The 13,588-nt window shown below is 37.3% G+C and carries 14 protein-coding genes; 4 read left to right on the top strand and 10 right to left on the bottom strand.

Annotated features, from left to right (window positions below; translation table 11 throughout):
- Nucleotides 1-60: 60 nt before the first annotated feature.
- The 3 genes from DK858_RS14820 to ybjG form a co-directional block, all read right to left on the bottom strand.
- On the bottom strand, nt 61-1,425 hold the full coding sequence (locus DK858_RS14820) for an L-serine ammonia-lyase (protein ID WP_109398057.1): 1,365 nt from the start codon (nt 1,423-1,425) through the stop codon (nt 61-63).
- Nucleotides 1,426-1,547: 122 nt separating this feature from the next.
- Complete coding sequence (locus tag DK858_RS14815; protein ID WP_109398056.1) at nt 1,548-2,864, bottom strand: HAAAP family serine/threonine permease; 1,317 nt, start codon at nt 2,862-2,864, stop codon at nt 1,548-1,550.
- 902 nt (nt 2,865-3,766) lie between these two features.
- Complete coding sequence (gene ybjG / locus DK858_RS14810) at nt 3,767-4,378, bottom strand: undecaprenyl-diphosphate phosphatase (RefSeq protein ID WP_109398055.1); 612 nt, start codon at nt 4,376-4,378, stop codon at nt 3,767-3,769.
- 238 nt (nt 4,379-4,616) lie between these two features.
- On the opposite strand from ybjG, the gene DK858_RS14805 reads away from it, so the two are divergent.
- Nucleotides 4,617-5,042 (top strand): secondary thiamine-phosphate synthase enzyme YjbQ, encoded by a 426-nt coding sequence (locus tag DK858_RS14805; RefSeq protein WP_109398054.1) that lies wholly within the window; start codon nt 4,617-4,619, stop codon nt 5,040-5,042.
- 253 nt (nt 5,043-5,295) lie between these two features.
- Here the strand turns inward: DK858_RS14805 and DK858_RS14800 are convergent, their stop codons facing one another.
- Entirely contained in the window at nt 5,296-5,559 is a 264-nt protein-coding gene (locus DK858_RS14800; RefSeq protein ID WP_036912158.1) for a GrxA family glutaredoxin, read from the bottom strand.
- A gap of 171 nt (nt 5,560-5,730) precedes the next feature.
- Here DK858_RS14800 and DK858_RS14795 point away from each other — a divergent pair, with 171 nt between their 5' ends.
- From DK858_RS14795 to rlmC, 3 genes are all read left to right on the top strand, one after another.
- Nucleotides 5,731-6,033, top strand: coding sequence for a YbjC family protein (locus tag DK858_RS14795; protein WP_109398053.1), 303 nt, complete (start codon nt 5,731-5,733; stop codon nt 6,031-6,033).
- Nucleotides 6,034-6,198: 165 nt separating this feature from the next.
- The gene (locus DK858_RS14790; protein WP_109398052.1) at nt 6,199-6,708 is read left to right on the top strand and encodes a type III secretion system chaperone family protein; all 510 of its coding nucleotides are present in this window, start codon (nt 6,199-6,201) and stop codon (nt 6,706-6,708) included.
- A 30-nt stretch (nt 6,709-6,738) separates the two neighbouring features.
- Nucleotides 6,739-7,872 (top strand): 23S rRNA (uracil(747)-C(5))-methyltransferase RlmC, encoded by a 1,134-nt coding sequence (gene rlmC / locus DK858_RS14785; protein ID WP_109398051.1) that lies wholly within the window; start codon nt 6,739-6,741, stop codon nt 7,870-7,872.
- A gap of 160 nt (nt 7,873-8,032) precedes the next feature.
- Here rlmC and artM read toward each other — a convergent pair whose 3' ends face one another.
- From artM to DK858_RS14755, 6 genes are all read right to left on the bottom strand, one after another.
- Nucleotides 8,033-8,701, bottom strand: coding sequence for an arginine ABC transporter permease ArtM (gene artM / locus DK858_RS14780; protein ID WP_109398050.1), 669 nt, complete (start codon nt 8,699-8,701; stop codon nt 8,033-8,035).
- Entirely contained in the window at nt 8,701-9,405 is a 705-nt protein-coding gene (artQ, locus tag DK858_RS14775) for an arginine ABC transporter permease ArtQ (RefSeq protein WP_006537477.1), read from the bottom strand. The genes artM and artQ overlap by 1 nt, the downstream gene beginning before the upstream one ends.
- Before the next feature lie 17 nt (nt 9,406-9,422).
- Nucleotides 9,423-10,157 carry an arginine ABC transporter substrate-binding protein gene (gene artJ / locus DK858_RS14770; RefSeq protein ID WP_109398049.1) on the bottom strand — a complete coding sequence of 245 codons (735 nt, stop codon included), beginning with the start codon at nt 10,155-10,157 and terminating at the stop codon, nt 9,423-9,425.
- A gap of 14 nt (nt 10,158-10,171) precedes the next feature.
- On the bottom strand, nt 10,172-10,900 hold the full coding sequence (artP, locus tag DK858_RS14765) for an arginine ABC transporter ATP-binding protein ArtP (protein ID WP_006537475.1): 729 nt from the start codon (nt 10,898-10,900) through the stop codon (nt 10,172-10,174).
- A 112-nt stretch (nt 10,901-11,012) separates the two neighbouring features.
- Nucleotides 11,013-12,470 carry a DUF2867 domain-containing protein gene (locus DK858_RS14760; RefSeq protein ID WP_109398048.1) on the bottom strand — a complete coding sequence of 486 codons (1,458 nt, stop codon included), beginning with the start codon at nt 12,468-12,470 and terminating at the stop codon, nt 11,013-11,015.
- Nucleotides 12,471-12,522: 52 nt separating this feature from the next.
- Nucleotides 12,523-13,425, bottom strand: a complete 903-nt coding sequence (locus tag DK858_RS14755) for a LysO family transporter (RefSeq protein ID WP_109398047.1) — start codon at nt 13,423-13,425, stop codon at nt 12,523-12,525.
- Between the last annotated feature and the right edge of the window lie 163 nt (nt 13,426-13,588).

Genomic DNA, 13,588 nt, shown 5'->3' with positions numbered 1-13,588 from the left:
AAAAGGCGCTGATATCAGCGCCTTATCTATTATAGCTATCAGTATTTAAGACTCACAGGGTTAGTCACAGGAAATTTTAATAGCTAATCCACCTTGAGAGGTTTCACGATATTTAGCATTAATGTCTTTACCTGTTTCGTACATTGTTTCAATGACTTTATCTAAACAAATACGAGGATCGCTGACACGACGTAAAGCCATGCGCGATGAGTTTACTGCTTGTACGGCTGCGATAGCATTACGTTCAATACAAGGAACTTGTACTTGTCCTGCTACTGGGTCACAGGTAAGTCCTAAGTTATGCTCCATCGCAATTTCCGCTGCAATGCAAACTTGTTCTGGGCTACCACCTAAAAGTTCAGTTAATGCACCTGCAGCCATTGAACAAGCAACACCAACTTCACCTTGGCAACCGACTTCAGCACCTGAGATAGATGCATTCATTTTGTAAAGTGAACCAATAACACCAGCAACTAAGAAAAAGCGAGTGTAAGAGTTTTCATTTACAGGACGAATAAATTTATCATAGTAAGACAATACTGCTGGGATAATACCACAGGCACCGTTTGTTGGTGCTGTGACAACACGTCCACCCGCCGCATTTTCTTCATTCACGGCAAGGGCAAACATATTAATCCAGTCAACCACTGTCATTGGATCTGTTGTCGTTTTATCTTCTGTGACTAACATGCGGCGTAATGCAGAAGCACGACGAGGCACGCGTAATGGTCCTGGTAATAAGCCTTCGGTATTTACACCGCGTTCAATACCTGATTTCATCACTTCCCAAACAGCAGCAAAATGGGATGAGATTTCTTCTTTGCTACGTAATGCTAATTCGTTTTGCATCACTAATGCGGATAAAGAAAGGCCTGTTTCTTTGCAATGGCGTCGTAAATCAGCCGCATATTGATAAGGATAAGGAACTTGAACTGTATTTTCTTCAGGTTGGCCAAAATGTTCTTCATCAACAATAAAACCGCCACCAATAGAATAATAAGTTTTTTTCAATAAAATCTGTTCACCGTTATAAGCGGTAATAGTCATGCCATTTTCATGGAGAGGCAGATTGGTTTTATGAAAATTCATACCGCCTTCAACCGGAAAATCTACTTCTTTTATGCCATTTGCCAGCATTAAGCGACCGGTTGTTTCTACTTGTTTTATAAATGGCGCGATAGAATCAATATCGACAGTATCAGGTAAATTTCCTGCGAGTCCCATAATAATAGCAATATCCGTTGCGTGACCTTTACCTGTTAAAGATAAAGAGCCATAAACATCAACGATAACGCGGGAAACAGAAGAGAGAAGGTTTTTTTCAGCAAGCAAATCAACAAATCCTTTACCTGCTTTCATTGGACCTACAGTGTGTGAGCTTGAAGGGCCAATACCAATTTTAAAAATATCAAAGACGCTAACCATAATATTCGCCTCCCTAATTCATTTAAAGGCGCAACTGTGTGATTATTAGAATGTTAAGTGTCAGTTTTGAACTCTAAAGCAATGGCTACTCTCTTTTCAGAAAGTAGCCATGTGATGCTTTATTAGCCCATGAAAGAGTTAATTAAGCTATAGAAAACTGCTGAGATTGCGATAAGACCCATAACTACAACAAATACGTTGCTGATGTGGCCAGCATATTTCTTCATCGCTGGTACTTTGCGGATTGCATACATAGGCATCAGGAACAACAACATTGCGATAATTGGTCCACCTAATGTTTCAATCATACCTAAAATACTTGGGTTTAATGTCGCAACGATCCAAGTTGTAACCAGCATAAACAGTGCAGTGATTTTATTTAAACGATCTTTTTCGATTGTTTTACCTTTTTCACGCAGTGATTTGATGATTAAACCATTGAAACCTTCACGGGCACCTAAATAGTGGCCTAAGAAAGATTTAGTAATCGCAACGAAGGCAATGAAAGGTGCAATATAAGCGATAACGGGTGCTTCAAAATGGTTAGCAAGGTAAGACAGGATACTAATGTTTTGTGCTTTTGCTTCTGCTAAGTTTTCTGGTGTTAAGCTAAATACACAGCTAAACACGAAGAACATAACAGTGATAACCATCATGATGTGTGCATAAGCTAAAATGCGTGAACATTTTTTCTCTGCGTTTTCGCCGTATTCTTCGCGTTTTGCAACTGCAAACGCAGAGATGATTGGAGAGTGATTGAAAGAGAACACCATTACAGGGATAGCTAACCATAAGGTTACTAATAGGCCTTGACCCATGCCAGAAGTGGTTGCGTGATCAAAAGAGAGAGTCTCAAGGATTGCACCATTCCATTCTGGGATCAGATACAGTGCAAGTACCATCAAGATTGCAACAAATGGGAATACCAGCACGCTCATTGCTTTAACAATAGCTTGTTCACCAAAGCGAATAATACACATGATACCAACGATCAGGATCAGTGATAAAATTGCGCGAGGAGGAGCAGCCATATGCATTTGGTTTACAATAAAGCTTTCTACAGTATTAGTGATAGCAACACTATAAACTAATAAAATAGGATAAATTGCAAAGAAATAAAGCAGTGTGATTAGTTTACCTGCAGTTTTACCAAAGTGTTCTTCAACAACTTCAGTAATATCTTCACCAGGGTTTTTACCTGATAGCACAAAGCGACACATACCACGGTGTGCAAAGAAGGTCATTGGGAATGCAAGCACTAACATGATCAACAGAGGAATTAAACCACCAATCCCTGCGTTGATAGGTAAAAATAGAACGCCAGCACCGATAGCTGTGCCGTATAAACCTAACATCCATACAGTATCTGACTTACGCCATGTTTTGTAATCACCTTGGGTGTTACCCGATGCGATAGAACCAGCTTTGGTTGTATCCATAATACTCTCCGAAATAACGCGGTAAAAAAATAATGAAGAAAAATAAGAGCGCAATTGTATTTTCTAGAAACAACTACGGTATAAATTTAATTATGAATAAATGAGTTTATTGAGCACCTGGTGTTATCTCAATATCTTCAATTACCACATATAAAAATCTTTAACTTTCAAAAGAATTAAGCTCTTTTAAAATTTGAAAAAATATTCAATAAGTTTATATCCAGACTTAAGAGGTGCAGAATATAGTGTTTTTCAGGATAAACTACCGTGATCACCATCTCAAATGCTAAATATAACTGAAAAACCTAAAAATGTAACATTTTTTATATTTTATGTTTTTTGAATTGGTTTTTTAAACATATTGAAATAATTTTCCAATTTTAAGGTAAGTATTAAATAAAGCTAAATGCCTAAACATTCACATGTTAATGATTTTTCTTGGGTGTTTTTATTATTTGGTAAATAGATGATTAAAATCAATTAGGTTATTTTTATTTACAATTGGAACATTATATTAACAGTGTATCATATTGAAATTTAATGAAAAATTATTTTTCTTAATTAATATTTAAAAGTAAATAAAAGAATATAGAAACGATGCAATATGATTATTTATTAATGAATTTTTTTATTTTATGAAATGAATATAGCTATATTTCATTTATAAATAGAATATTGTTTATAAAAACAACAATAAATTCGTTAATAAATGAGTTGGGTAGGTTGTTATACAACGAATATAAAAGTTTAAACTTGATTAAAATAACAACACATTTACTTTTGGACGATTAATATAATAGTAGAGAATATTTTTATTTATATATTAATATATTGAAGAGGGAAGGCACTTAAGTTAAATATAAAAAGGCCACATAAATGTGGCCTTTTCGATCTTAGAAAGGTTAGGCCTTTGTCCAACCTTTACGAATAGGATAAGCGAAACAGAGCTGATAGAGGTGTTGTACCCATTTTTGGAGTATATCACCGCCTTTAGACCAGAAGATCTGGCAAAGGCCACAAGAGAGTAGAGCAACAATAAAAGCACCAATCATATCGATTGGCCAATGCACACCAAGGTAGATACGTGCCCAAGCAATCGCAATTCCTAAACCGAGCATAATATAGCCAATGCGTTTGCTGTTATGCCAAAAGAGATAAGCTAAAGCAATGGTGAAAACAAAGGTACCATGGTTACTTGGGAATGATGGTGTTGCATCATGATCAAGAAAGTTGTAGCCAATGTTGGCAGCAAAAGGGCGGTCATGAGGAGCAATAGCACCAATCATCCAAGAGATAGAAAGTGCGATACCCAAAGAGACAGCCGCTTTACATGCTAATGCTCTTTGCTGACTAAGATGTTTTTCATTACCCCATAACCAATAGAACACTAAAGATAACGGAAAAAGATAGACAAGGTACTTAGCAATAATTATCGCCGTACCGATTTCTAAAGGCGATGCCGCAGGTGTTGCATTCATTATTGAAAATACGGCTAAATTGAATTGTTCCAGCAAAGTAGGCTCCATACATGTCGTATTGATAAGCGATGTTTATGATACATAATACGCAAGTTTTTAAGGGTAAATGAGGGAGTAATAGGGGTAAAGTGTTTTTTTCTTATTTAATTGTGCTTTTTTAAAAAATTTGTCAGTTTTATACCAAACTGAGCTCAAGCACGCTTAAAAAGAGTATTGCGCTTGTGTTATTACTCTCGCATCGTTCTTTTTCTTATCTTCAATGAGGTATAACTTTATGTGGTTCCAGAAAAATATAGTCCTTAATGCAAGGCCAAGAGGATTTCACTTAATTACACAAACATTGATTCAAGAATTACCGCAACTAAGACAATATAAAATTGGAATTGCTCATTTTTTTATTCAACATACATCGGCTTCTTTAACGATTAATGAAAATGCGGATCCGACAGTTCGAAGTGACTTTGAAAGCTTTTTTAATCGAAGTGTAAAAGAGGACGAGGATGACTATCTTCACACCTATGAAGGCAGTGATGATATGCCTGCGCACATTAAAAGTAGCTTACTTGGACAAAGTGTTACGATCCCTATTAGTCAAGGTGAGTTGAATTTAGGAATTTGGCAGGGGATTTATCTTGGTGAACATCGTAATCACGGGGGAGAGCGTCGTATTATTGTGACATTGCAAGGTGAGTGTTACTAAATATCAAGCAATAAAAAACCCGACAGTTATTTCACCAAAAGGGTTGAAACTATCGGGCTCCTCAATATTTGGGGACATCAAAGAAAAGCAGTGGCACTTATTCAGACTACGGGTTAGAAAGAAAGTTCGCTGACTAATGAAAAAAAATAGAGTTTTTTTTAGAAAGAGAAGGTAGGTAAAGAGAAAAGTCATGATGAAAAAAAAAGAAAGCGCTAAAACATATTGATAAATAATCTGTTTTAGCGCTTTTGAATTAGTTGTAGATGCCTAAATTTTCTTTAGCATAAGCTTCAAAATCTGTGCAACCACCAATGTGTTTCTCATCAATAAAAATTTGTGGCACAGTTTCAACTGGTTTACCGACAGTTTTAGATAAATCAGCTTTTGTAATTCCTTCTGCTTGAATATCAACATAACGGAAATCGAAATCGTCACGTTTTTCAGACAAAGTTTCAGCCAGTTGTTTCGCACGAACACAATATGGGCAACCAGGGCGACCAAAAATGACAACAAACATACGACACTCCTTATTGAGGAAATAAAATTCAGGCATAATAGTTTCTATTGGTTGTTACTATGCCCTTTTATTAGGCTAAATAAAAACAGTTATTGCCTTTTAGTGTGATAAATTATACCAATTTGCTGAATAATGAGATAGGACTGCAACACTGCATTTAGCGGAGAAATGATGGAAAAGCCTTCAAATCGAGATATGAAATCACTGTCAGATATGCCAAAACCTATTATCATCATTGAAATAATAGGGATTATTTTATTGGTGGTTGCTTATCTTTATATTAATCAATATATGACCTCTCCGCAGTGGCTAGGAACATATACAGGACAATTAACGTTAGTTGTATTAGGGGTTATCTGCATGATCCCGCCAGCTATCCATATAGTATGGCGTGCTATTTATCGATTAACTTTTTTAGGGATTGATCATCAGTCTACAAAGAGTCAAAAGAAAAAAGAGAATAACGAAAAGTAGCTATCTGTTTTTCCTCAAAATGTATTAGAAACTAAGAAAACGCAATGTGTAAATTGGCTTAATTTTCTTAGTTTTTCTATTTATTAGTGCCTTCAAGATAGAAAAAGTGGCAAAATAGCATCAATGCCAACAGGCACTCTTTTTTTGCGCGTAAAGGTTATTTGAATGAACGCTGTTGTGACTACCGATCTGGATCAGCTAAAGTCTTGGCTTGATGAATTGCAGATCGCTTATTATGAATGTGACTCTTGTCAGGCGTTACATTTACCTCACCTTCAATATATCAGTGGTATTTTTGATGCCAAAATTGATATTCTTGAAGATGTGCTTGTATTTACCGCTATCGCTGAGCTAAAACCGTCAGCAATAGTGCCATTAATGGCAAATTTAAGCCAAATTAATGCAAGTTCTTTATTTATTAAAACATTTTTAGAAATTAGTGACGAGAACTTACCAAAATTAGTTTTTTGCCAATCATTTCCAGTTGCTGCAGGTATTTCACTTAATCAATTTGATCTGTTCTTACAAAAAGCAGAAGAGCAATCAGCTGAAGTTATTAGCGAAATTTTTAATAACGGTTTCTTGTATGGTGAAAAGCAAGAAAGTGAAAACGAAGATGAAGAAGATGTTGAGATAAATAGCACATCAACTGACTCTTCTTATACTGTACATTAATATTAATCTCCATAACGGTCACAAAATCTTATGCAATGCGCACGATTTAGTGCGGGTGAATGTCATTCTTGTGAATGGCTTTCTCTTGCTTATCCTGAACAAATCAAGAAAAAACAGCATAGCCTATTAGCATTACTTCCAGAAGATTATGCTTTTGATAAATTAGCACCCGTTGAAAGCCAACAGGCGCAGTTTCGTAATAAAGCCAAAATGGTCGTCAGCGGGAGTGTCGAAAGACCAATATTAGGTTTAAAAACTAAAGAAAGTGTCGCTGTTGATTTATGCGAATGTCCACTGTACCCAGCTTCTTTTGCACCTGTATTCCCTGTTTTAAAAACATTTATTGCGAAAGCAGGGTTAGTACCTTACGACATTGAACGTCGTCGTGGTGAGCTTAAGTTTATTTTATTAACGGAGAGCCGAAGTAATAGCACGATGATGCTGCGCTTTGTTTTGCGTTCAGAAAAAAAACTAGAACAACTTCGTAAAGCACTTCCTTGGTTACAAGCGCAATTACCCCAATTGGTCGTTATTTCCGTCAATATTCAACCTATACATATGGCTATTTTGGAAGGTGAGCAAGAAATTATTCTGACAGAAAAAACGTTCTTAGATGAATCACTTAACCAAATTCCATTGCATATTCGTCCTAGAGGTTTTTTCCAAACTAATCCGGCGGTGGCTTCATCACTTTATGCCACGGCAGGTCGTTGGGTAAGAGAATTAAATATCACGCATCTGTGGGATATGTTTTGTGGATCAGGAGGGTTTGGGTTGCATTGTGCAGATAAATCCACCCACTTAACAGGGATTGAAATTAGTCCAGAAGCGATTGAATGTGCACGTTTATCGGCTCAGGAGTTAGGGTTAGAGCATGTTGAGTTTCAAGCGTTAGATTCAACGGGCTATGCATTGGCTAAAGAGTCTGTTCCTGAATTAGTGCTTGTTAATCCACCAAGGCGAGGTATTGGTGAGGTATTGTGTGGTTATCTAAATAAAATGAAACCTCGCTTTATTCTTTATTCAAGTTGTAATGCTCAAACTATGGCGAAAGATATTCAGCAACTTTCACACTATCAGATAGATAGAGTGCAATTGTTTGATATGTTTCCTCATACTTCTCACTATGAAGTCCTTACATTATTGATATTACAAGACAGCTAAGATAGTTATTAAAAAATAATAGCTCAGCGTTAGTATAAATAATGTATTGACGCTCAATGGATCACATCGAGCGTTTTTATTGTTTATTCAGACATATAAAAACACCCCAGAATGAAAATTGCTGGGGTGTTTTTATATTCATAGGTCAGTTTATGCGTTTTTAATTACGATGTTCAAACTCTAAGGCTTTTTTCTCAATCAATCTCATTAAAAGTGTCAGCATTCCATTGATACACAGATAAATAATGCCTGCTGCAACAAAGACCATCACATCATAACTCTGACCAAAAACTTGTCGGCTATAACCTGTTAATTCAAGTAAGGTGATAGTACTGGCAAGTGAGGTACTTTTGAATATTAAGACCACTTCGTTTGAATAGGATGAAAGCGCACGCTTAAATGCGTAAGGTAATATCACTCGTGCTGTTTGTACGGGTGACATGCCCAACGCTTGACAGGATTGCCACTGTCCTGACGGAATTGCTCTTACCGCACCATAGAAAAGTAAAGTTGAATAAGCCGCACTGTTTAATGCCAATGTAACCATTGCACAAAACCATGGTGTTGATAGTAACTCCCATATTGCTGGATAGTTTTGCAACGTAGGAAATTGCCCTGGGCCATAATAGATTAAGAAGAACTGTACTAATAAAGGTGTACCAGTAAATAAGGTAATATAGGCTTTTACTATTTGGCTAATAACAGGTGTTTTTAATGCCAAAACAAAAGTCATTAAAACCGAGAGTGTAAATGCAACCAATAGAGCTACAAATGTTAAAGAAAGGCTGGTTGGTAATCCCGGTAAAATATCAACAATATAATCCCACATTATGAGGCACTCCGTTCAAATCGGGTCGTTCTCATCTCTAACCATTTCAGGATATATTGACTGACCAACGTAATTGCCAAATAAATTAATGCAACAATGCTATACCAAGTAAAAGGTTCTTGAGTTCGGTTAGCGATACTTTGTGTTTGTAACATTAAATCATTAACGCTGATTAATGAGACTAAAGCCGTATCTTTTAATAGAACTAACCACTGATTGCCTAAACCCGGTAAAGCGTGACGCCACATTTGAGGCATGATAAAGCGGAAGAAAATAGTAATACGGCCCATGCCTAAGGCTTGGCCGGCTTCCCATTGTCCTGTAGGTACTGCTTTTAATGCGCCACGTAAAGTTTGGGATGCATAAGACGCATAAAGAAGTGAAAGGGCGATAACACCACAATAGAAAGGCAATGATTCAGTATCACCAAAATCAATTTGTAAGGTGAAAGCACCGAGATCAATCCCATCCATTAACATCATGACGCCTTGCAAGGTGCCATAATAGACAAAAAGAACCACCAGCATTTCTGGTAGTCCTCTAATTAGTGTTACCCAACATGTTCCTAAGAAAGCAAAGGCTTTCCATCTCGCGGATTCCCAAGCTGTAAACAACATGGCTAGAACTAATCCGATGATAAGAGCAGAAATAGCAAGTGTGACCGTTGTGACGGCCGCACCTGCTAGAGTTGTTATTTCATTCATTTATTAAGCTATTATTGTTATTCAAACCATTTTTTATAAATGACATCATAGGTGCCATCAGCTTTTACTTCAGCTAATGCTTTGTTTAATTTATCTTGTAAATCAGCATTACCTTTTCTTACTGCGATCGCAAGGCCTGTACCAAAGTAGTTAGGATCTGCAACTTTGTCGCCTACAATACCTAATTCAGGATTCTTTTTCAGCCATTCATTAACAACAGCAGTATCACCAAAGATAGCTTCGATACGGCCATTTTTAAGATCTAATACTGCATTTTGATAACTGTCATAAGGCACAGTTTTCATCTCTTTGTGTTGTTCATTGATGAATTTCTGATGGGTTGTCCCATTCTGCACACCAATTTGTTTGCCTTTTAAGCTTGCAACATCAGAGATTTTACCTTTTACGGTGATAAATACTGCAGAGTTATCATAGTAAGAATCAGTGAAATCAACTTGTTTTTGACGCTCTGGCGTAATATCAATACCAGCCATTAACGCTTCAAAACGACGGAATTTCAGACTCGGAATTAAACTATCAAATGACTGATTGGTAAAGGTACAGTCAGCATTAATCTTTGCACACATTGCGTTGGCTAAATCAACATCAAATCCCACAATTTGATTATTCGCATCAATCATTTCAAATGGAGGATACGTTGCTTCAGTTGCAAAACGAATTGTCTCTTTCTCAGCCGCAGTTGCAGAAAGTGTAATACTGGTCAGAAGTGCTGCAAATAATATTTTTTTCATTGTCTGATCCTGATTTAGTGTGACAAGTAATTAGCAAAAGCTTCCGTTTGTGGAGCAGTGAAACGATAGTTATCACCTTGCTCTATAATACGGCCGTTTTCCATATATACAACTTTGCTCGCGGCTTTGCGTGCAATTTCAACTTCGTGGGTCACAATAACTTGTGTAATACCCGTTTCAGAAAGCTCTTTAATGATATCAACAACTTGAGCTGTAATTTCAGGATCTAATGCTGCCGTTGGTTCATCAAATAAGAGAACTTGAGGCTCCATCATTAATGCCCTTGCAATAGCAACACGCTGTTGTTGTCCTCCAGATAAATGTAGAGGAAAACGTCCTGCATAATCACTTAAACGCAAACGCTCAAGTAATTTCATCGCTTTTTCTTTGGCTTGCGGTTTTGATAAACCTAATACACGACAAGGTGCTTCAATTAAGTTATCAAGAACCGTTAAATGTGGCCATAAATTGTATTGTTGAAATACCATACCCACATTTTGACGTAATAAGCGAATTGCCTTTGCGTTAGGCTGTTGGCTAAAGTCAAAATGCAGACCAGCAATTTCTAATTCGCCTGAACGTGGCATTTCTAATAAATTGAGAACTCTCATTAGTGAGCTCTTACCCGCACCACTTGGTCCTAATAGAACCATTGTTTCACCGGCAGAGCATTCTAGATTAATGTCATAGAGTGCTTGGTGCGAACCGTAGAAACAATTTATGTTTTTTAATTGAATACTCATGCGTTTTTTTTGAATAGTCATCAACTGTTTCAAATAATAAAACGGTAAGAATAATTATGCAACTAAAACTGCATAATAAAGTGGTTTCTTTATATAAAAATGGGTAATTTAGCTATTTTTTCTCATCGTTAGATGAATTTTTATCCAGTTCGTAAGCGTTAATACTTATTGTTTTAGCCATACCTTTGAAAATAAATAAATGCGCAGGCATCATGGCAAACCAATAAAGCAATCCACTAAATCCTGCTGGGTGCCACCAAGCACGAACATCTATTGAGCGAAGATTACCACTGTCGTGGATCGTGAAAGAGAGTCTACCTAAACCGGGTGCTTTCATTCCAAATAACAGTGTGAGCTGTTTTTCAGGCTCAAGTTTGATCACACGCCAACCATCAATCATATCGCCAAGTTCTAATGTTTCTCTAGAAGGGCGTCCGTAAGTGACCTTATTTCCTGCGATATCATCCATAATGGCGCGTATTTTCCATAACGTATTACCATAAAAATAGCCTTGTTCTCCGCCGATTTGTTGCACTGTATGCCAAAGTGATGTTGCACTTGCCGGGGTGGATACTGTGTAACCTGCATTTTTAGGGTAATAACCATAGCCTGGTTTCCAACGACTACGAACTGCAGAAGAGTAACCCCAATCTTGGTTATCTAAAGCGGCGGCTTCATCAGCCAGTGTTTCTTTTACTGCATCATCAAATTTAATTAGGGTTTGAGGAATAAGTTTACGTAATGGTTCATCATTGGCTGGGAGATCGTATTTAAGCCCTTGGATCAGCTCTTTAGCAATAGAGGTTGGCACCGATGTGATCATACTGATAAAGCCGGCAGAAATAAGACTGCCGGGCATCGGTAGCGGGATTAATACGCGTTTTTTACCTGAGATTTTAATAAAGCGCTCAAAAAGGGTTTGATAGCTAATATATTCAGGACCACCGGCATCAAAAATACGGTGTTGATGAGTGGGGTGATGAATTATTTCAGTTAAATAGTGAATTAAATTTTTGAGTGCAATAGGGGAAGATTTAGAGCGAACCCAACGTGGTGGTGTAAGAATAGGAAGGTTGTAAACCATATCACGCATAATCTCAAAGGCAGCAGAGCCTGGCCCGACAATCATTGAGGTGCGAATTTCGGTCACGGGAATAGTGCTGGTTCTTAACACTTCTCCTGTTAGTTTTCGGGCAATAAGATGAGGTGAATATTGTTGGTCTTTATGTTGTAACGCACTTAAGAAGATAATTTGTTTAACATTACTGCCTTCTAATGCTTCCACAACATTGATTGCCGCTTTACGCTCTTGCTCAATTAAATTATGTGCATCGCTCATGCTATGAACAAGGTAATAAACAATATCAGTATCATGCATGACTTTGGTTAAGGTTTCAGGATCATATAAATCGACAAAGATACAGCGTGTATTTTCCCAACCTTGAGACATCATCCAGTCTACTCGACGGGCACCAGCAGTGACCTGATGACCTTGCTCTATCAAAGCAGGAATAAGATTTTGACCAATGTGCCCACTTGCACCAAGTACTAATACACGCTGTTGATTCATGGTTAATCCATTGTAAAAAGAGAACGTTATGGTTCTATTGTTACTGATTTTTCTATGAAGTAAAGAACGCCATCAAGATTGGTGTGATTAAACTTAAAACAAATCCATGCACAATAGCCGCAGGAACGATGGCAACACCGCCACTTCTTTGTAAAACAGGTAAAGTAAAGTCCATAGATGTTGAGCCACAAATTCCTAATGCCGTATTTCTGTAACGGTTAACTATAATCGGAATAAGCATGATTGCTGCTAATTCACGCATTAAATCATTGAAAAAGGCGGTGCTACCAATAACGGGGCCAAATGCATCAGTTAGTACAATACCCGATAATGAATACCAACCATAACCAGATGCAATAGCTAATCCCATTTTCATCGGTAACCCCAGTAAGTAAGCGGCTAAGGCACCACCAGCAAGTGCGCTAATGCCCATAACGACGGCAACGGTTGTTCCACGACGGTTGATAAGAATTTGCTTTGGGCTCATTCCGCTATTACGTAATTGTAATCCGACTAACCAAAGTAAGAAGATAAGCGCACCTTGGCTGGCATGAGAAGCATAATGGAAAATTGACCAACCGGTTAAACCGACAAAGAAGCCCACGACAACAACGCCACATAATTGCAGTGATTCAAGTACCATTTTTATGCGTGAAGGGGGCTTGGACTGCTTATGAGCAGGGACGTGCCAAGGATCTTTCTTATCCAGTAGCCATAAAAATAGTAAATTGGCGCCAAAGGTACATAAAAAGAAAACACTGGCATAAGAAAGAATAGAAACTAAGTTTTCACCAATATTATCTAGCATGGCTAAACTAACGCCCATTAGAAATAGGATAACGTAAACCATCGCGCTAAGCAGGCGGTTTGCCAGATGAAGTAATGGGCGATTGTTTAACTTAATCAAATATCCTACAAAAAGCGGAAGTAGGATAATCAATAACCCTGATAGCATTTCTATTCCTTACTGAGTGTGCTCAAATTATAAAGTAAACTAATAATGTAAATCGGATTATAACATTTACTTATGATGTTGTGGATACAGAAATTAAGATAAGTCTAAAATATTTATTAGGGGTAACGAGCCTATCACGTTTAGATGTAAGAGGCTTTAATTG

This window comes from Proteus faecis (assembly GCF_003144395.1).
GTDB lineage: Bacteria > Pseudomonadota > Gammaproteobacteria > Enterobacterales > Enterobacteriaceae > Proteus > Proteus faecis.
This window is presented reverse-complemented; position numbering and strand designations above follow the sequence as displayed.

Bases quoted from the DNA above. Each gene is read 5' to 3' on its own strand.
- rlmC (WP_109398051.1), top strand. From the start codon at position 6,739: ATGCAATGCGCACGATTTAGTGCGGGTGAATGTCATTCTTGTGAATGG.
- DK858_RS14755 (WP_109398047.1), bottom strand. From the start codon at position 13,425: ATGCTATCAGGGTTATTGATTATCCTACTTCCGCTTTTTGTAGGATAT.
- DK858_RS14795 (WP_109398053.1), top strand. From the start codon at position 5,731: ATGGAAAAGCCTTCAAATCGAGATATGAAATCACTGTCAGATATGCCA.
- DK858_RS14820 (WP_109398057.1), bottom strand. From the start codon at position 1,425: ATGGTTAGCGTCTTTGATATTTTTAAAATTGGTATTGGCCCTTCAAGC.
- artJ (WP_109398049.1), bottom strand. From the start codon at position 10,157: ATGAAAAAAATATTATTTGCAGCACTTCTGACCAGTATTACACTTTCT.
- DK858_RS14790 (WP_109398052.1), top strand. From the start codon at position 6,199: ATGAACGCTGTTGTGACTACCGATCTGGATCAGCTAAAGTCTTGGCTT.
- DK858_RS14805 (WP_109398054.1), top strand. From the start codon at position 4,617: ATGTGGTTCCAGAAAAATATAGTCCTTAATGCAAGGCCAAGAGGATTT.
- DK858_RS14800 (WP_036912158.1), bottom strand. From the start codon at position 5,559: ATGTTTGTTGTCATTTTTGGTCGCCCTGGTTGCCCATATTGTGTTCGT.
- DK858_RS14760 (WP_109398048.1), bottom strand. From the start codon at position 12,470: ATGAATCAACAGCGTGTATTAGTACTTGGTGCAAGTGGGCACATTGGT.
- artM (WP_109398050.1), bottom strand. From the start codon at position 8,701: ATGTGGGATTATATTGTTGATATTTTACCGGGATTACCAACCAGCCTT.
- DK858_RS14815 (WP_109398056.1), bottom strand. From the start codon at position 2,864: ATGGATACAACCAAAGCTGGTTCTATCGCATCGGGTAACACCCAAGGT.
- artP (WP_006537475.1), bottom strand. From the start codon at position 10,900: ATGAGTATTCAATTAAAAAACATAAATTGTTTCTACGGTTCGCACCAA.
- artQ (WP_006537477.1), bottom strand. From the start codon at position 9,405: ATGAATGAAATAACAACTCTAGCAGGTGCGGCCGTCACAACGGTCACA.